This window comes from Actinoplanes sp. NPDC026623 (assembly GCF_040638275.1).
GTDB lineage: Bacteria > Actinomycetota > Actinomycetes > Mycobacteriales > Micromonosporaceae > Actinoplanes.
Genome location: NZ_JBEZXZ010000008.1, coordinates 41717 through 59174 on the forward strand (window position 1 = coordinate 41717; position 17458 = coordinate 59174).

The following is a 17458-nucleotide window of genomic DNA, read 5'->3' on the forward strand; positions in this document are numbered from 1 at the left end:
CCCCCCGCTTCGTCACGAAGCGGCAATTCAGACACGCGATCGACACCACATTTTCGCTCAGAACAGGGTCGCCTCCGCCTCGATCACCGGCTCGGGAGCCGTCAGCAGCTGCGGGCCGTTGTTGCGCACGTTGCCGACGTCGGGGCGGACCGGGCGAACCTCGATCGCGGCAAGCTCGGCGGGCGACATCGGCCGCAGCAGATCGGCCGCGTCACCGCCGCCGGCCAGCCACCCGGACCAGCGCTCGCGCGGCAGGATCAGCGGCATCCGGTCGTGCACGGCGGCGAGGCCACCCAGCGCGGTGGTGGTCAGCACGCTGCAGGTCAGTGTCTGCTCGCGCCACATCGTCCAGATGCCCGCGAACGCGAGCACCGACGAGTCGGCCGGCGTCATGTAGTAGGCCTGCCGCTTGCCGCCGTCGCGGACCCACTCGAACCAGCCGTCGGCCGGCACCAGGCAGCGGCGGCGCTGGAACGAGGGCGCGAACGCCCGCGACGTCGCCACGGTCTCGGCGCGGGCGTTGATCATCCGGGCGCCGGTGCGCGGATCGTCCGCCCAGGGTGGAATCAGGCCCCAGCGCGCGGTGTCGACGACCCGGGCGTCGTGGCGCTGCGACATCCGGACCACCGGCACCGGATCGGTCGGCGCGACGTTCCAGCTCGGCCCCAGCTCCTCCGCGACGGCCACCGCGTCGAAGAGCAGGCTGAGGTCGGCCTCGCTCCGCGTCGTCGCGTACCGCCCGCACATGGCAGCGACCCTACGCCGGTCGTGTCTTTCGTGTTGCCCCGCGCGGGCTGTCGTACCCGACCGGCAGAATGGGGGCCGTGACTACTCAAGCGCGCCCGTGGACGGCTCCCGTCGCCGGCTCCGCGGTGACGAGCACGGTGCGGCTGCCGGGGTCGAAATCCATGACCGCGCGGGCCCTCGTGCTGAGCGCGCTCGCCGACGGGCCGTCCGAGATCCGCCGCCCGCTGCGCGCCCGCGACACCATGCTCATGGCCGCGGGGCTGCGCGCGCTCGGCGTCACGGTCGACACCGGCTCCGACGAGTCGTGGCGGGTCGAGCCGGGGCCGCTGCGCGGCCCGGCAAGCGTCGACGTGGGGCTGGCCGGCACGATCATGCGTTTCCTGCCGCCGGTGGCCACGCTGGCCGACGGCACGGTGACCTTCGACGGCGACCCGCACGCGCGCAACCGGCCGCTGCGGCCGATCATCGAGGCGCTGCGCGCCCTCGGCGCCGACATCGACGCGTCGCCGGCCGGCGGGCTGCCCCTGGTCGTCCGCGGCACCTCCCAGCTGGCGGGCGGCGAGGTGATCATCGACGCCTCCGGGTCCAGCCAGTTCGTCTCCGGGCTGCTGCTCTCCGCGCCCCGCTTCGCCAAGGGGCTGGTCCTGCGCCACGTGGGTCCGCCGGTCCCGTCCGCCCCGCACCTGCGGATGACCACGCACATGCTGCGCGCCGCCGGCGCGTCGGTCGACGAGAGCGTGCCCGACGTGTGGACGGTCGAGCCGGGCGCGCTGCACGGGCGCGCCTGGGACATCGAGCCCGACCTGTCCGGCGCGGCGCCGTTCTTCGCGGCGGCCATGGTCACCGGCGGCGCGGTCACGCTGGCCGGCTGGCCGCGCGACAGCTGGCAGCCCGTCGGCCGGATGAGCGAGCTGCTCACCGCGCTCGGCGCCGAGGTCAGCCAGGGCGACGACGGCCTCACCGTGCGCGGCACCGGCGCGCTGCACGGCATCGAGGCCGACCTGTCCGAGGTCAGCGAGCTGACCCCGGTGATCGCGGCGCTCGCGGCCCTGGCCGACTCGCCCACCGCGCTGCGCGGCGTCGCACACATCCGCGGCCACGAGACCGACCGGATCGCCGCGCTCGCCACCGAGCTGAGCAAGGCCGGCGCCGGCATCGTCGAGCACCCGGACGGGCTGGAGATCACCCCCGGCCCGCTGCGGCCGTCCGAGTTCGAGACCTACGCGGATCACCGCATGGCCCACGCGGCGGCGGTGATCGGCCTCGCCGTCGAGGGCGTGCGCCTCACCGACGTAGCGTGTACCTCCAAGACCCTGCCCGAGTTCCCCGAGCTCTGGGCGCATCTCGTGACGGGGAGCTGAACCTGCCGGCCAGACAGCGTGAGTACGACGAGGACGACGTTCGGATCAGACCGGGCCGGTCCTCGCGCCCACGCACCCGGACCAGGCCCAAGCACGAGGACGCCGTCGACGCCCTCGTGATCACCGTGGACCGCGGCCGCTACGGCTGCGTGCGCGAGGACGCCGAGCACCTCGACGAGCTGATCACCGCCATGCGGGCCCGCGAGCTGGGCCGCAAGTCCGTCGTGGTCGGCGACCGGATCGCGCTGGTCGGCGACACCTCCGGCGCGCCGGGCGCGCTGGCCCGGATCGTGCGGATCGCCGAGCGCACCTCGGTGCTGCGCCGCACCGCGGACGACGACGACACCACCCCCGAGGGCCGGCTCGAGCGGGTCGTGGTCGCCAACGCCGACCAGTTGGTCATCGTCAGCGCGCTGGCCGACCCGCAGCCGCGGACCGGCTTCATCGACCGCTGCCTGGTGGCGGCCTACGACGCGGACGTCGAGCCGCTGCTCTGCCTCACCAAGGCCGACCTGGCGGGCCCCGCGGCGGTGCTCGACTACTATGCCGAGCTCGACCTGCCCTACGTGCTGGTCAAGCCCGACAGTGACCTGACCGAGCTGCGCGACCGGCTGGCCGGGCGGATCTCCGTCATGGTCGGTCACTCCGGGGTCGGCAAGTCCACCCTGGTCAACCGGCTGGTCCCGGACGCGCTGCGGGCGGTCGGCGTGGTCAGCGCGATCGGCAAGGGCCGGCACACCTCGACCAGCGCGGTGGCGCTGCGGCTGCCCCGGGTCCGCAAGAAGGGCGACCCGGGCTGGATCATCGACACCCCCGGCATCCGAAGCTTCGGGCTCGCGCACGTGAGCGCGGAGAGCCTGCTGCACGGCTTCCCGGACCTGGTCGAGGGCACGGTCGACTGCCCGCCCAACTGCGGGCACACCGCCGGCGACGCAAACTGCGCCCTGGACGCCTGGATCGCGGCGGGCAAGGCGGACCCGCGCCGCCTGGCCTCGTACCGGAGGCTGTTGAGCTCGCGTGCCGGCGAGCCGGACGGCCGCGATCAGATCGAGTGACGCGGGCCGGGGCGGGCCCGCCCTTCGGCGCCCGGGGTGACCGGATCGGCTAGCGTGCCCGCATGGCCTCGTATGCCGATGATCTTTCCCTTGCCCACCTGCTCGCCGACACCGCCGACTCGATCTCCATGGCCCGGTTCCGCGCGCTGGACCTGCACGTCGAGGCCAAGCCCGACCTGACGCCGGTCTCCGATGCGGACACCGCCGTCGAGCGGGCGATCCGCGGGGCGCTGTCGCGCGCCCGGCCCCGCGACGGCGTGCTCGGCGAGGAGTTCGGCGTGTCGACCCCGCCCGCGGGGCAGGGCAACCGGCACTGGGTGATCGACCCGATCGACGGTACCAAGAACTTCATCCGCGGCGTGCCGGTCTGGGGCACCCTGATCGCCCTGATGGAGGGCGAGCGGCCGGTCGCCGGCCTGGTGTCCGCGCCCGCGCTGGGCCGGCGCTGGTGGGGCGCGGCGGGGCACGGCGCCTACGCCGGCCGGCACCAGCGGGCCGCCACCAGGATCTCCGTCTCCGCCGTGCGGAAGATGGGCGACGCCAGCTTCTGCTACGCGAGCCTGCCGGCCTGGGAGGAGGCCGGCCGCCTCGATCCGATGCTCGACATCATGCGGGACGCCTGGCGCAGCCGGGCCTACGGCGACTTCTACGGCTACATGCTGCTCGCCGAGGGCGCCGTCGACATCATGGTCGAGCCCGAGCTGTCGCTCTGGGACGTGGCGGCGCTGATCCCGATCGTCACCGAGGCCGGCGGCGCGTTCACCGACCTCGACGGGCAGCGCGCGCCGGGCGACGGAAGCGCCATCGCCACCAACGGCCACCTGCACGAGGAAATTCTCGGACGGCTGGGCCCACCCGCGGCGGAAACCCAGGCAACTTCGTATGAGTCACCAAAAAGCCTGACGCACCGATTGCCCTGAAGGGCTCCCCGGGCTGGTCTATTCTCGCCGGGTGATGTCGTCGGGCTGGCTCTACCTCGCTGCGATGATCGCCGCGTATGGGGTCGCCAACCTGCTGCAGTCCATGGCTGCGGCGCGTACGACCGTGCATCACACCTTCGACCCGCAGCTTCTGGTCCGGCTCGCCTGTCACCGCACGTACCTGCTCGGGCTGTTATGCCAGGTCCTCGGCTTCGTGCTGGCCTTCCTCGCGCGGCGGGACCTGCCGCTGTTCCTGGTGCAGGCCAGCGTCGCCGCCGGGCTCGGCGTGACCGCGCTGCTCGGCGTCCTGCTGCTGAAGTGGACCCTGCCCGTCGCGGAGGTCGCGCTGCTGGTCCTGCTGCTGGCCGGGATCACCGCGCTGGTGCTCTCCGCCAAGCCCGCGCCGTCCAGCCCGCTGGGGGCGGCGGGGATGGTCGGGCTGGCCGTCACGCTCCTGCTCATCTCGGTGATCGGCTTCTTCGCGGTCCGATTGCACGGGGTGGTCGGCTCGGTGGCGCTCGGTTCTCTGGCCGGCATCGCCTTCTCGGCGGCGGCGATCGCGGCCCGCCCGCTGGCCAACGAGCACACGCTCGGGGGCTTCGGCACCAATCCGCTGCTCTATCTGCTGGTGGCCCACTCGCTCGTGGGTCAGTTGCTGCTCGGGCTGGCCATGCAGCGGGGCTCGACGACCGCCGCGGTGGCCGCGATGGACGCCGCCGGCGCCGTGCCCGCGGCCATCGTCGGCCTGTTGTGGCTCGGCGATCAGATCCATCCGGGCCGGGAGTGGATGGCCGCGGTCGGCTTCGTGGTCACGCTCGGTTCGGTGATCGCCATGACCCGCTACGCGGAGCCGCAGCACCACCACGCGACCGCGCGCCCCCACTCCGGCCGGGCAAGGGGCAGCACGCGTCTGCACCCCGCGGGTCGCTGAGGTGCATGAGTCCGGGACCACGGGGTATGACCAGCCCGGGACACTCCGGACCGAATCGGGCATATAGTCCGAGAAATCGCGCAATGGGACACCCTCGCGCCAGAATGCGAGGTCGGCCCGCGTTATGCACAATGGAGCGATCATGCCGAGCGAGGTCCGACACCTGGTGGACGGCGGGCAGACCTATCCGGTCGTCCGGCTGGCCGGGGTGCTCGACGCGGTCACCGCGCCGCTCGTGCGATCCGTGCTGCTCGATGTCCTGGCCGGCCAGCCGGAGGCGGTCGTCGTCGACGTGGCCGACCTGAGCGTCCGCGATCCGGCCGCGGTCGCCGTGCTGAACGAACTCGCCGCCGAGGTCGTCGACTGGCCGGGCAGCCGCCTGGTGCTCTGCGCGATCCCGGAGGGCGGGTCCTGGAGCGGCACCGGGCTGCCGGTCCTGCCGACCCCGGCGGACGCCTTCACCGCGCTCGGCGCCCCGGCACCGGGACACTTCCTCAACCTGGCGATGGAGCCCCAGGTCGGCGCGGCCCGGCGCTCGCGAGAGCTGGTCAGCGAGGCGTGCGGCCGCTGGCGGCTGCCGGAGCTGGCCGGGCCCGCCTGCACGGTGGTCACCGAGATGGTCAACAACGTCGTCGCGCACGCCCGCACGCCGATGACGGTCCTGCTCGGGCTGCACGGCAACGCGGTGACGGTGGCCGTGCGCGACCACTCGGCCGGCGTGCCGCGCTTCACCGGCGACCCGGTGCCGGTCACCTCGTACGGGGGCCGCGGCCTGCTGTTGATCGACTCGATGTCCCGGCGCTGGGGCAGCCTGGCGCTGGCCGACGGCAAGGTCGTCTGGGCGGTGCTCGACGGCGAGCACGAGCAGCCGACGGAAGTCTCCAGCACGGGCATGGCCGGGCACCGCCGCGGGTAGATTGCGGGACATGCGAGACAACGACTACCCGACCGAAGTCTCCGACCCGGAGGCATCCGGCCTGCCCGAGACCGCCGACGACGACTCGAACGCGTACGACTCCGTGACCAGCACCCGGTGGGCCGACGGCGCCGATCCCGCCGCGCTGCCGGGCGTCGGGCCGGGCGGCTCCAACCGCTTCGGCGACACCCCGGCGGAGGCGCGCCAGGGCGAGTCCCTCGCGTACCACCTGCGCCAGGAGGAGCCCGACGTCGGCGCCAAGGACCCGTCGCCGGACGCCGACCACGCGTACGACGAGACCGTCGAGGACTCCGAGCAGCTCCGCTTCGACGCGGACGTGTGGGGCGCGAGCCCGACCTCGGACCCGAAATCGGCGGTGTCGCTCTACGACGACGGCCAGTTGGACGAGGAGGCGCCGCAGCCGGTGGGCCGCCTGGTCGCCACGGACGAGGGCTACGGCTTCGACGACGAGGCCGACAGCGTCGCCTACGACGCCGGCGCGGCGGGCGGCGGAGCCAGCGCGGAGGAGCTGGCCATGCACGAGACCAACGCCCCCGACTACCGCTAGGGGCGCCCTAGTCCAGGCCCTGCTCGATCGCGTATCGGGTCAGCTCGACCCGGTTGTGCAGCTGCAGCTTGCCGAGCGTGTTCTGGACGTGGTTCTGCACGGTGCGGTGGCTCAGGACGAGCCGCTCGGCGATCTGCCGGTAGGACAGGCCCTTCGCCACCAGGCGCAGCACCTCGGTCTCGCGCTCGGTCAGCTTCGGCGTCATGCCGTCGGCCGTCGCCGGCTCGACGGCGAGCCGGCGGAACTCGCCGAGCACCAGGCCGGCCAGGCCCGGCGTGAAGACGGTGTCTCCCGCGGCGGTGCGGCCCACCGCGTCGAGGAACTCGGCCTGCGCGGCGGACTTCAGCAGATAGCCGCTCGCGCCCGCCTTGACCGCGTCGAGCACGCTCTGCTGCTCCCCGCTGGCCGAGAGCATCAGCACCCGGACGCCGGGAACCGCCTCGAGCAGGCCGTTGATCACCTCGACGCCGGAGACGTCCGGCAGCTGCAGGTCGAGCACCACGACGTCGGGGCGCGCGGCCGCGGCGATGCGGACCGCCTGCCGGCCCTCGCCCGTCGTGGCCACCACGTCGTAGCCGGCGGCCGTCAGGTCGCGGCTCACGCCCTCACGCCACATCGGGTGATCGTCGACGACCATGACCCGCGTTCTGGGTGCGTCTGTCACGGGCTCAGCCTATCGACGCGGGAGGGTGAACTCGACCTCCGTACCCTGCCCCGGAGCCGAGATGATCCGGACCGTGCCGCCGAGATCGATGATCCGGCCGCGGATCGACTGTGCCACGCCGAGCCGGCCCTGCTCCTCCGCCTCGGCGAGCCGCTCGGGCGCGATGCCGCAGCCCTCGTCGCGCACGCTGACCGTGACCTCGGCCGGCTCGTCCTCGACCAGCACCCAGGCCTTCGTGCCGGGTTCGCAGTGCCGCACCACGTTGTCCAGCGCCGCCGCGACCGCCGCGGCGAGCTCGGCGGCGACGCGGGCGGGCAGCCGGACCGCTCCGGCCGGGGCCGCGACCGAGACCGTCGCCGACGCGTACGGCTCCAGCAACGTCATCAGGTCCGCCTCGGCGTGCTCGTCCTGGTGTTCGGAGCTGCGGCCCGTGACGAGGGTGCGCAGCGCCGCCTCCTGCTCGCCGGCCAGCCGCGCCAGCTCGCCGGCCTCACCGTCCAGCCCGGCACCGCGGCGCTTGACCAGGGCCAGCACCTGGAGCACCGAGTCGTGGATGCCGCGGGCGAGCCGCTCCCGTTCCCTGGTCGTCGCCTCCAGCTGGATGGCGCGCTCGAGCCGCTGCTGCGACACCTCGGCGAGCCCGACCAGGTATCCGACCGCGGTCGCGGCCAGCACCATCAGCACCGTGCCGGTGAACGCGGCCTGGTCGTAGTGCGCGCGGACCATCAGATCGGTGGCGCCCATGGCCAGCGCGGCGGTGATGCCCCAGCGCCGGCCGCCCGCGACGGCCCACGCGATCACCGGGGCCACGTGCCAGGCCACCGCGAGGGTCGGCCGGCCGTCCTCGAGCGCGGCCCGCCCGACCACCCAGACGCTGGCGGTCATCACCGCCATGGTGATGAGCAGGTCGGCGATGAGCAGCGGGGGCCGGCGGCGGCCGGGCACGGCGTACGCGTACGTCGTGAAGACCGTCCAGCCCGCCATCACCGCGAGCACCGGCCAGGCGAGCACCGGCCGCTCGTACGCGCCGACGTTGCGGACCACCAGGACGGCCACGTACACGAGCGCGGCGATCCGGAACACGGCGATCGCACGCCAGAGTGGGGTCTGCAGCCCACTCGATTCCGTCATGCGGTGACGATCCCACACCGCGGCCGGCCGGGCGGGATCACCGGGCTCCACCGCCGTCGATGACCGGCCGGCGCCGCCGCGATCAAAAACGGACTCCAAGGCACGCCCGCATTCATTTCGATCGTCTCGGCGGCTCGAATTCTGAATCTTCGTTTAATTTACTCCGGCCCATCTTGACGTTTCGACGCAGATCTTCTTAGGTCTCTGCTGACGCATCAGCACCTTTGGCCCCGGAGGTATCCCCGTGCCGCGACACAGCCTGCCGCAGCAACCCACGTGGTTGCGCCCTCGACTCGTCGTCGCCTTCGTGGTCGCGGCGGCGGGACTGACCACCGCGATCTGGCTGCCGACCCGCAACGACACCGCGGACGCCTCGGAGCGCAACCGCAACTCCGACGGCTTCCGCGGGGACCGCGACCGGGCCCAGTCGCTGAGCACGTTCGACGACGACTTCGACGGCGGGCGCGGCAGCACCGTCGACCCGGCGAAGTGGTCGCTGAACACAGACCGGGCCGACAACGGGCTGGCCTTCAGCGAGAGCACCCGCAACGCGCGGCTGGACGGCGACGGCAACCTGACGATCATCCTGCGGCGCCAGGACGGCGGCGGGTTCTCCTCGGCCCGGCTGCTGAGCAAGGCGACGCTGCGCGCGGCCTCCGGGCACGCCGAGGCCCGGATCAAGACGCCTGAGGGCGACGGCACGCGGCCGGCCTTCGAGCTCATCGGGGCGGGGCGGCGCAGCTTCGGCTCGTTCGAGGTGCTGACGGAGCCGCTCTCCGACGACTTCCACACGTACGCGGTCGACTGGACGCCCGACGGCGCGACCCTCTCCGTGGACGGCGAGCAGGTCGGCGAGGCCTCCACCGAGAGTGGCCTGGGCACGGATCAGCCGTTCCGGGTGGCGCTGAGCCTCGCCGTCGGCGACGACCGGTCGGGCACCGGCTTCCCGGCGCGCATGGTGATCGACTCGGTCAGCTTCTCGGCCGCCGGCGCCACCGCGCCGCCGACCACCGCACCCACGACCGAGCCCCCGGCGGAGCCGACGGCCACGCCCACCACGGCGGCACCCACGACGGCACCCACGACCGAGCCGCCGACCGCCGCACCGACCACCGCCGCCCCGACGACGACCGCGCCGCCCACCACGCCGCCGACGACCGCGCCCGCCACCAAGGAGTGGGCGCCGTTCACCGATTACGTGGCCGGACAGCTCGTGGTCTTCAAGGGTGTCGAGTACCAGGTGCTGGAGACGCACACGTCGTTGCCCGGCTGGGAGCCGACCGCGCTGCCCAATCTTTTCAAGAAGTTGTAACAAAGGGCGCCTCCGGGGGTTCCGGAACCGGTCTCTATTGACTGGTGACGGTCTATCTGTAAACACTGCTAAAAGTGTTAACAACCTCTTCCCCCGGAGGCCTCATCCCCATGCGTAAAACCCGAACGCTCCTCGCCGCGGCGGTCGTCGCGGTGACCCTCGCCGGAGGCCTGGTCAGCGCCTCCCGCAATGACAGCGCCGACGCCGCCATCGGCGGCATCACCTGGCAGGACGAGTTCAACGGCGCCGCCGGCGCCCCGGTCGACGGCTCGAAGTGGAAGTTCGACATCGGCGGCGGCGGCTGGGGCAACAACGAGCAGGAGTACTACACCAACTCCACGAGCAACGTCTCGCAGGACGGCCAGGGCCACCTCGCGATCACCGCGCGCAGGGAGAACCCGGCGAACTACCAGTGCCACTACGGCACCTGCCAGTACACGTCGGGCCGGATCCTGACCGCCGACAAGTTCAGCCAGCGCTACGGCCGGTTCGAGGCCAGCATCAAGGTCCCCAAGGGCCAGGGCATCTGGCCCGCGTTCTGGATGCTCGGCGGCGGCAACTGGCCCACCACGGGCGAGATCGACATCATGGAGAACGTCGGCAACCAGCCGAACACGGTCTACGGCACCGTGCACGGCCCCGGCTACTCCGGCGCGGAGGGCATCGGCGGCAACCGCAACATCGGCGCCCCGCTCAGCAACGCCTTCCACAACTTCTCCGTGGAGTGGTCGCCCAATCTGATCGTCTGGTTCGTCGACGGCAGCGAGTACTTCCGGGTCACCCCGGCCAGCCTCGGCGGCGACCAGTGGGTCTTCGACCACGCGTTCTTCATGATCCTCAACGTGGCCGTCGGCGGATACTGGCCCGGCTACCCGGACGCCAGCACGGTGTTCCCGCAGACGATGCTCGTCGACTACGTCCGCGTCTCGGCGTGGACCGACGGCGGCACCACGCCGCCGCCCAGCGGCAGCACCGCGCTGCGGTCGAACTTCAGCAACCGCTGCATCGACATCCCGTCGGGCAACGCGACCGACGGCGCCCGGCTCCAGCTGTGGGACTGCAACAACACCTCCGCGCAGAAGTGGTCGTTCGAGAGCGACGGCACCGTCCGGGGCCTCGGCAAGTGCATGGACCCGGCCGGCGGCGCGCTGGCCAACGGCACGCCGATCCAGCTGGTCACCTGCAACGGCAACCCGGTGCAGCGCTTCACCCTCTCGAGCACGGGTGACCTGGTGAACGTCTCCGCCAACAGGTGCGTCGACGTCAAGGACTGGAACAGCGCCAACGGCGCCCAGCTGCAGCTCTGGGACTGCGGCGGCACCACGAACCAGAAGTGGACCAAGGCCTGACCCAGGCCGTATCCCGACGATGGCCGGCGGCAGCAGACAGCCGCCGGTCATTCGTTTGCGCTTGATCGCTAAAGTCCACCGGGGTCGCCGCCCTCGCGGCGCACCGAAGCCTGCGAACGGACTGCCTGATGCGTGGACGCGATCACCACTTCGTCACGAACGTGACCTCGCTGCTGATCTGTGGCCTATTGGCCGGTATCGCGGTGGCCGCGGCCGCCTTCCCCGCGGTGGCCATGTCCGGCCTCGCGGCCAAGGCCGGCAGCGAGGGCTTCGCGAGTCTGCCCAGCGAGCTCAAGCAGGCGACCGCGCCGCAGCTGACCCGGGTGCTCGCCTCCGACAACAAAACGCCCATCGCGGTGTTCTACGACGAGTTCCGCAGCGATGTCCCGCTCAAGGACATCTCGGTCAACATGCAGAACGCGATCGTCTCGGCCGAGGACCACGAGTTCTACAAGCACAACGGCGTCGATCTCAAGGGCGCCGCCCGCGCGGCGGTCAGCAACAGCGGCAAGAAGAACTCGAAGCAGGGCGCCTCGACGCTGACGATGCAGCTCGTCCGCATGTCCCTGTCGTACTCGGCGACCACCCCGCAGGAGGTCGTCGACGCGACCAAGGACACGCCGACCCGCAAGATCACCGAGATGAAGTACGCGATGCAGATCGAGAAGGAGCTGACCAAGCAGCAGATCCTCGAGCGCTATCTCAACGCGGCACCCTTCGGCAACGGCGCGTACGGCATCTACGCCGCCAGCCAGGTCTACTTCCGCAAGGCGCCCAAGGACCTCACCGTCCCCGAGGCCGCGCTGCTCGCCGGCATGGTCAAGGCACCGACGGGCTTCGACCCGACCACCGCGATCGGCTACCCCAAGGCGCTGGACCGGCGCAACTGGGTCATCGGCAACATGCGCGACCTCGGCTACATCACGCCACAGGCGGCGACCGACGCCGTCAAGGTCAAGCTCGGCCGGACCACCCAGCGCACCGGCAACGGCTGCGCAGCCGTGAAGTCCAACAGCTGGGGCTTCTTCTGCGACTACTTCTACCGCTGGTGGCTCGGCCGGCCCGAGTTCGGCTCGAACTCGTACGACCGCGAGCGCCGGCTCAAGAGCGGCGGCTACCGGATCCAGAGCTCGCTCGACCTCAAGGCGCAGGCCGCGGCCCGGGAGAACATCGCGGATCAGATCGGCATCAAGGACCGCGACGCGCTGCTGCTCGCCGCCGTGCAGCCGGGCACCGGCCGGGTGCGCGCGCTCGCCGCCAACCGCCGGTTCAAGCTCGACGACGGCCACAACAAGCTGTCCTCGGACCCCGCCAAGAAGAAAAAGAACATCCGCGGCAGCTACCCGAACACGACGAACCCGCTGCTCACCGGCGGCGGCGACATCACCGGCTACCAGGCCGGCTCGGTCTTCAAGATGTTCACCATGGTGGCCGCGCTCGAGAACGGCTTCCCGCTGGCCTACCCGATCAACACGACGTACCGCTACAAGTCCGGGTACCGCGACTCCGGTTCGCCGGCCGGGTGCGGCGGCTACTACTGCCCGTCGAACGCGTCGAAGAGCGAGAAGGGCCCGTACAACATGTGGACGGGCTTCGGCAGCTCGGTCAACACGTACTTCGTCCCGCTGGAGGAGCGCGTCGGCGCCGACAAGGTCGTGGACGTGGCGGAGCGCTTCGGCATCCAGTTCCGGGCGCCACAGGACCAGGACCTGGCGACGCATTACGCGAAGGACTGGGGCGCGTTCACCCTCGGCGTCTCGGCGTCGACCCCGCTGGACATGGCGAACGCGTACGCGACGCTGGCCGGCGACGGCAAGTACTGCACGCCGACGCCCGTTCAGCAGATCACCACGCATTCCGGCGAGAAGCTGGACGTCGGCAAGCCGAACTGCCGGCAGGTCGTCGACAAGGACGTGGCCCGCGCGGCCCTCGACGCGGCCCGCTGCCCGGTCGGTGACTCGGCCCAGCTCGGCAGCTGCCACGGCTCGACCGCCGGGGCCGCCCACGGCATCGTCGGCCACCCGATCTTCGGCAAGACCGGCACCACCGACAACGACAAGACGGCGTCGCTGATCGTCGGCACCAGGACGATGGTCGTCGCCGGGTACCTGGTGAACCCGGACTACCAGAATCACCCGTACCGGCTACGCCACGACGTGGTGAACCCGGCGGTCGAGAAGACCCTGCGCGACGTCATGAAGGGCAAGCCGCGGCTCCAGTTCAAGCGGCCGTCCGGCGACAAGATCGCCCAGGGCGAGCAGCACTCGATCCCGGGCGTCGAATGCATGAGCGTGGCTGCCGCGACCGCCCGGCTGGAGAATGCCGGCTTCACGGCGACGCCGGGCGCCGAGGTCGAGTCGGGCTGCCCGAAGGGTCAGGCGGCCGGGACGGAACCCTCGGGCCGGACCATCAAGGGCGGCTACGTCAGCATCCAGATCAGCAAGGGCACGAAGGAGAAGGACAAGCCGGGAGGGAACACGCCGGGCGCCCCGCGCTAGCGGATCGAGAAGTCGTCGCCGTAGACCTGCCAGGTCAGCGGGGTGTTCAGGTCGAGGTTGGAGTCGCGCAGGAAGGCTCGCTGCGCGGTCTCCACCCGGGAGACGTCGCTGTGCGCCGGCTCGGTCCGCATCTCCGCGACCCGCGCGTCCAGGAACGCGTTCAGCCAGTCGATCTCGTTGCCGGACTGCTCCTTCGGGACCTGCGCCTTGCCGAGTGCCGCGGCACGGATGCTGCGCAGGCCGGACATGCCGTGCATGACGGCCGCGTCGTAGTAGGCGAACTGGCCGAGCGCCCGCAGCCCGTCGGCGGTGGCCAGGGCGACCGCGGGGTCGAAGTACATCCGGTCCCGCTCGTCCTCCTGCGTCTTCTGGAAGACGGGGTCGGCGGCGGCGGCCCGCCACGCGTCCGGGTAGCCCGGGTCCAGACCCGCGTGCGAGTCCGACCCGTCCACCGCGCGCAGCGCCGGCAGGTACGGCGCCAGCTTGTTGCCCGGCGACCGCCTCGTGTACTCGGTCACCAGGGCCAGCATGTCCGAGGTGCCGGAGGTGAAGCCGACGATGCCGCCCGTGTAGCCGCGACCGTCGTGCAGGTCCTCGATGTAGTCGAACTCGCCGCGCCAGTCCAGCGTCGAGTTCTCCGCGCTGGAGACGAGCTGCAGCGCGGAAGCCTTCTTGTCCGGGTCGTGCAGCCCGGCGGCGAGCGACGCCGCCGGCAGCGACCCCTCGGCCGTCCTGGTGACCGGCGCGGCCGGGCCGGGACCGTAGCTCTGCATCTCATACAGCGTGTAGCCCTGCGGCGTGCCCCGCTGCAATCCGAGCACCCGCAGGTACCGTCCGGTGCCGTCGAGCATCTTCAGGTCGTCGGTGCCGCCGTCGCCGTCCGTGGTGGCGTAGAGGTCCCGCCAGGAGGCGGCGTCGTCGGAGACCTGGACCCGGTACGCCTTCGCGTACCCGCCGTCCCAGTGCAGCTTCACCCGGGTGACGTCCTGCGCGTGGCCCAGGTCGACGAGCAGCCACTGGCTTCCGGCCGCGGTGGTGGCCGCCCACCAGGTGCTCGCGAAGCCGTCGGTGGCCTTCGCGGCGTCGTGCCCGGCGCCGGTCACGGACGACGCGAGGATCGGGCGTCCCTTCGAGAGCAGCACATCGGGGGCCGCGTCGGCCGTGACCGAGATGACCAGCGGCAGCGTGCACACCGCGGCGATCCCGGTGCCCAACGCGATCGCCTTGGCACGGATGCTCACCCTTCCAAACCTAGGCGGGTGAGATCAGCGACGTTTACGGTTCCGGGAAATCAGGACCACCGTCAGGACTATGCCGCCGACCACCGCGAGGCAGCACAGGCAGCCGAAGAGACCGACGAATCCGAAGCCGCCGCGCCGCCGGTACCTCGCCGCCTCGACGGCCACGTCCGACGCGCCGTTGCTCGCGGCCCAGGCGTGCACCGGCACGACCAGGGTCAGTACGGCTCCCGTCGCCGCAGCGCCGAGCCGGGTCCACCACTTCACCGCAGATGCCATGCCGTCCATCTTGGCGGATCGCCGCAAGACCTTGTTGCCCGGAGCACCCCCCGACAGGGCAGGGTAGTAGCAGCGGAGTCGAGCGAAGGGACCAGAATGGACGCAGATCTCACTGCTCTTGCCGAGGCGCACGGGGTGGCCACCTGGTATGAGGACTGGCACCGCGAGCGGCGCGAGGTGGCGACGGAGTCGGTGATCGGCGTGCTGGGCCTGCTCGGCGTCGACGCGACCTCACCGGCGGCGATCGCCGAGGAACTGGCCGCGATCCGCACCGCCCGCGAACGGCGCCGGCTGCCCGGCACGGTGATCGTTCGGCGGGGCACGACCAGGCCGCTCACCGGCACGATCCACCTGGAGGACGGGTCGCTGGCGCGGGCCGACGGCCGGCTGCCGGACGACCTGCCGCTGGGCTGGCACCGGCTCGTCACCGCGGACCAGGACGTGGCGCTGGTCGTGGTGCCCACCGAGCTGCCGGAGCCGCCGGAGGCCTGGGGGTGGATGCTGCAGCTCTACGCCCTGCACTCCGCCGCGTCCTGGGGCGTCGGCGACCTCGGCGACCTGCGTACCTTCGTCGAGGGCAGCCGGGGCGCCGGGCTGATTCTGCTGAACCCGCTGCACGCCATCACCCCGACGCTGCCGGTGCCGCCGTCGCCGTACTCGCCGTCTAGCCGGCGCTTCGCGAACCCGGTCTATCTGCGGGTGGCCGACACCGCCGCGTACCGGCTGGCGGACCCGCCGCTGCGGGAGCAGATCGACGCGCTGCGCCCGGCACCCGCCGCGGACGGGCTCATCGACTACACCGCCGTCTGGCAGGCCAAGCGCGCCGCCCTGCGGCTGCTCTGGCCGCTGGCCGGCGAGGTCGACCTGGACGCCGATCCCGGGCTCACCGACTTCGCGACGTTCTGCGCCCTCGCCGAGGTGCACGGGCCGAACTGGCGAGAGTGGCCGGCGGAGTACAGGCGGCCGGACTCGCCGGCGGTGCGCGCGGCCCGCGCCGGCGACCAGGTCGGCTTCCACGTCTGGCTGCAGCGGCTGCTCGACGACCAGCTGGACGCCGCCAACCGGGCCGCGAGCGACGCCGGGATGCCGGTCGGGATCGTGCACGACCTCGCCGTCGGCATCGACCCGGACGGCGCGGACGGCTGGCTGCTGCAGGACGTGCTCGCCGCCGGGGTGCACACGGGCGCGCCGCCGGACGCGTTCAACCAGCTCGGCCAGGACTGGGGGCTCGCCGCCTGGCGGCCCGACCGGCTGATCGAGACCGGCTACGCCGCGTACCGGGACATGCTGCAGCGGATCTTCCGGCGGGCCGGCGGCCTGCGGGTCGACCACGTCGCCGGGCTCTGGCGGCTCTGGTGGGTGCCGCCGGGCCTGGGCCCCGCCGAGGGCACCTACGTCGACTACGACCCGGAGGCGATGCTGGGCATCCTGGCGCTCGAGGCGCACCGGGCCGGCGCCGTCGTGGTCGGCGAGGACCTGGGCACGGTCCAGCCGCTGGTCACCGAGACCCTGGAACGGATGAACATGCTCGGCTCGGCCGTGCTGTGGTTCACCCGCGACTACCGCAACGACCCGACCGAGCAGTACCTGCCGCCGGCGGCGTACCCCCGCAACGCCCTCGCGACGATCTCCACCCACGACCTGCCGACCGCCGCCGGCTTCCTGGTCGGCGAGCAGGTCCGGGTCCGCGCCGCGCTGGGCCAGCTGACCGGCACGCTCGAGGAGGAGCACGAGTACGCCGACAAGGACCGGGCCAAGCTGCTGTTCCGGCTCACCGAGGAGGGCCTGATCACGCCCGACACCCCGCCCGAGGAGATCATCGTGGCGATGCACGAGCTGCTCGCCCGGACCCCGTGCCGGTTCGTCACGGCGTCGCTCTACGACGTGCTGGGTGAGCTGCGCCAGCCGAACCTACCCGGCACCTCGGACGAGTATCCGAACTGGCGGATCCCGCTGACGGCCGGCCTGGAGGAGATCCTGGCCGACCCCCGGGTGGCCCGGATCGCCGAGGTGCTCAGCACGCGGAAGGGCGCGGCCCGCTGAGCCTCGCCCGCCTCAGTACGCGAACGGCCCGGGCGGCGGGTCGTCGTCGACGGCGAAGAGCATCGGGTGTACGGCCAGCCGCTGGTCCCGTTCGCGGCAGCGCAGCGGCGGCAGCAGGGACGAGCGGTGCTCCGGGTGTTCCCGGCAGTGCCGCACGGCCCGGTTGATCGCGTCGCCGTGGTGCCGCCCGCCGCCGTACTCGCCGCAGCTCTCGCAGTCCCACCGCCAGTACGCGGGCCCGACGTCCGGCGAACCGTACCGGCGGATCTTCAACAGCGGCCCGGCCCGGTGCTGTGCCGCGGCGAGCACGGCCGCCATGTCGTCGGCGGGTGGCGGGCCGCCGGTCCATGGCGGACCGCAGCCGATGATCCCGGGCAGTGCGCTGGTCCCCGTACCCGACATCACTCACCTCCGCGTTGGTTGCTGGGCTCAGTGTGGACCGCACC

The 17458-nt window shown here is 72.2% G+C and carries 16 protein-coding genes; 10 read left to right on the top strand and 6 right to left on the bottom strand.

The annotated features are described in order from the left end of the window. Nucleotides 1–57: 57 nt before the first annotated feature. Nucleotides 58–747: an SOS response-associated peptidase gene (locus AB0F10_RS04135; protein ID WP_360620329.1), complete on the bottom strand. Its 690-nt coding sequence runs from the start codon at nt 745–747 to the stop codon at nt 58–60. Nucleotides 748–815: 68 nt separating this feature from the next. On the opposite strand from AB0F10_RS04135, the gene aroA reads away from it, so the two are divergent. From aroA to AB0F10_RS04165, 6 genes are all read left to right on the top strand, one after another. Further along, on the top strand, nt 816–2108 hold the full coding sequence (gene aroA / locus AB0F10_RS04140) for a 3-phosphoshikimate 1-carboxyvinyltransferase (RefSeq protein ID WP_360620330.1): 1293 nt from the start codon (nt 816–818) through the stop codon (nt 2106–2108). Nucleotides 2109–2110: 2 nt separating this feature from the next. Beyond that, the gene (rsgA, locus tag AB0F10_RS04145) at nt 2111–3163 is read left to right on the top strand and encodes a ribosome small subunit-dependent GTPase A (RefSeq protein WP_360620382.1); all 1053 of its coding nucleotides are present in this window, start codon (nt 2111–2113) and stop codon (nt 3161–3163) included. A gap of 62 nt (nt 3164–3225) precedes the next feature. Continuing rightward, nucleotides 3226–4083: a histidinol-phosphatase gene (hisN, locus tag AB0F10_RS04150; RefSeq protein ID WP_360620331.1), complete on the top strand. Its 858-nt coding sequence runs from the start codon at nt 3226–3228 to the stop codon at nt 4081–4083. Nucleotides 4084–4147: 64 nt separating this feature from the next. Further along, nucleotides 4148–5014, top strand: coding sequence for a hypothetical protein (locus AB0F10_RS04155; RefSeq protein WP_360620383.1), 867 nt, complete (start codon nt 4148–4150; stop codon nt 5012–5014). Nucleotides 5015–5156: 142 nt separating this feature from the next. Then, complete coding sequence (locus AB0F10_RS04160; RefSeq protein ID WP_360620332.1) at nt 5157–5930, top strand: ATP-binding protein; 774 nt, start codon at nt 5157–5159, stop codon at nt 5928–5930. Nucleotides 5931–5940: 10 nt separating this feature from the next. Then, entirely contained in the window at nt 5941–6498 is a 558-nt protein-coding gene (locus AB0F10_RS04165) for a DUF5709 domain-containing protein (RefSeq protein ID WP_360620333.1), read from the top strand. A 7-nt stretch (nt 6499–6505) separates the two neighbouring features. Here AB0F10_RS04165 and AB0F10_RS04170 read toward each other — a convergent pair whose 3' ends face one another. Further along, the gene (locus tag AB0F10_RS04170) at nt 6506–7135 is read right to left on the bottom strand and encodes a response regulator transcription factor (protein WP_360620384.1); all 630 of its coding nucleotides are present in this window, start codon (nt 7133–7135) and stop codon (nt 6506–6508) included. Nucleotides 7136–7171: 36 nt separating this feature from the next. Further along, the gene (locus AB0F10_RS04175) at nt 7172–8293 is read right to left on the bottom strand and encodes a MacS family sensor histidine kinase (protein WP_360620334.1); all 1122 of its coding nucleotides are present in this window, start codon (nt 8291–8293) and stop codon (nt 7172–7174) included. Nucleotides 8294–8537: 244 nt separating this feature from the next. Here AB0F10_RS04175 and AB0F10_RS04180 point away from each other — a divergent pair, with 244 nt between their 5' ends. The 3 genes from AB0F10_RS04180 (at nt 8538) to AB0F10_RS04190 (ending at nt 13452) form a co-directional block, all read left to right on the top strand. Then, entirely contained in the window at nt 8538–9605 is a 1068-nt protein-coding gene (locus tag AB0F10_RS04180; RefSeq protein ID WP_360620335.1) for a family 16 glycosylhydrolase, read from the top strand. A 110-nt stretch (nt 9606–9715) separates the two neighbouring features. Continuing rightward, the gene (locus tag AB0F10_RS04185; protein ID WP_360620336.1) at nt 9716–10954 is read left to right on the top strand and encodes a family 16 glycosylhydrolase; all 1239 of its coding nucleotides are present in this window, start codon (nt 9716–9718) and stop codon (nt 10952–10954) included. A 128-nt stretch (nt 10955–11082) separates the two neighbouring features. Next, nucleotides 11083–13452 carry a transglycosylase domain-containing protein gene (locus AB0F10_RS04190; protein WP_360620337.1) on the top strand — a complete coding sequence of 790 codons (2370 nt, stop codon included), beginning with the start codon at nt 11083–11085 and terminating at the stop codon, nt 13450–13452. Here the strand turns inward: AB0F10_RS04190 and AB0F10_RS04195 are convergent. Together AB0F10_RS04195 and AB0F10_RS04200 are read right to left on the bottom strand one after the other, a co-directional pair. Continuing rightward, nucleotides 13449–14693, bottom strand: coding sequence for a chitosanase (locus AB0F10_RS04195; protein WP_360620338.1), 1245 nt, complete (start codon nt 14691–14693; stop codon nt 13449–13451). The genes AB0F10_RS04190 and AB0F10_RS04195 overlap by 4 nt on opposite strands. Nucleotides 14694–14717: 24 nt before the next feature. Next, nucleotides 14718–14969: a hypothetical protein gene (locus AB0F10_RS04200; RefSeq protein ID WP_360620339.1), complete on the bottom strand. Its 252-nt coding sequence runs from the start codon at nt 14967–14969 to the stop codon at nt 14718–14720. 96 nt (nt 14970–15065) lie between these two features. On the opposite strand from AB0F10_RS04200, the gene malQ reads away from it, so the two are divergent. Then, the gene (gene malQ / locus AB0F10_RS04205) at nt 15066–17012 is read left to right on the top strand and encodes a 4-alpha-glucanotransferase (protein WP_360620340.1); all 1947 of its coding nucleotides are present in this window, start codon (nt 15066–15068) and stop codon (nt 17010–17012) included. A 12-nt stretch (nt 17013–17024) separates the two neighbouring features. Here the strand turns inward: malQ and AB0F10_RS04210 are convergent, their stop codons facing one another. Continuing rightward, nucleotides 17025–17414, bottom strand: coding sequence for a hypothetical protein (locus tag AB0F10_RS04210; protein ID WP_360620341.1), 390 nt, complete (start codon nt 17412–17414; stop codon nt 17025–17027). Nucleotides 17415–17458: the final 44 nt, after the last annotated feature.

What these genes read in the sequence shown, in the direction of transcription:
- AB0F10_RS04210 (WP_360620341.1), bottom strand. Translation starts at nt 17,414, where the DNA reads ATGTCGGGTACGGGGACCAGCGCACTGCCCGGGATCATCGGCTGCGGT.
- AB0F10_RS04135 (WP_360620329.1), bottom strand. Translation starts at nt 747, where the DNA reads ATGTGCGGGCGGTACGCGACGACGCGGAGCGAGGCCGACCTCAGCCTG.
- AB0F10_RS04175 (WP_360620334.1), bottom strand. Translation starts at nt 8,293, where the DNA reads ATGACGGAATCGAGTGGGCTGCAGACCCCACTCTGGCGTGCGATCGCC.
- AB0F10_RS04155 (WP_360620383.1), top strand. Translation starts at nt 4,148, where the DNA reads ATGATCGCCGCGTATGGGGTCGCCAACCTGCTGCAGTCCATGGCTGCG.
- malQ (WP_360620340.1), top strand. Translation starts at nt 15,066, where the DNA reads ATGGACGCAGATCTCACTGCTCTTGCCGAGGCGCACGGGGTGGCCACC.
- AB0F10_RS04185 (WP_360620336.1), top strand. Translation starts at nt 9,716, where the DNA reads ATGCGTAAAACCCGAACGCTCCTCGCCGCGGCGGTCGTCGCGGTGACC.
- AB0F10_RS04170 (WP_360620384.1), bottom strand. Translation starts at nt 7,135, where the DNA reads ATGGTCGTCGACGATCACCCGATGTGGCGTGAGGGCGTGAGCCGCGAC.
- AB0F10_RS04190 (WP_360620337.1), top strand. Translation starts at nt 11,083, where the DNA reads ATGCGTGGACGCGATCACCACTTCGTCACGAACGTGACCTCGCTGCTG.
- AB0F10_RS04160 (WP_360620332.1), top strand. Translation starts at nt 5,157, where the DNA reads ATGCCGAGCGAGGTCCGACACCTGGTGGACGGCGGGCAGACCTATCCG.
- AB0F10_RS04200 (WP_360620339.1), bottom strand. Translation starts at nt 14,969, where the DNA reads ATGGCATCTGCGGTGAAGTGGTGGACCCGGCTCGGCGCTGCGGCGACG.
- aroA (WP_360620330.1), top strand. Translation starts at nt 816, where the DNA reads ATGGGGGCCGTGACTACTCAAGCGCGCCCGTGGACGGCTCCCGTCGCC.
- AB0F10_RS04165 (WP_360620333.1), top strand. Translation starts at nt 5,941, where the DNA reads ATGCGAGACAACGACTACCCGACCGAAGTCTCCGACCCGGAGGCATCC.
- hisN (WP_360620331.1), top strand. Translation starts at nt 3,226, where the DNA reads ATGGCCTCGTATGCCGATGATCTTTCCCTTGCCCACCTGCTCGCCGAC.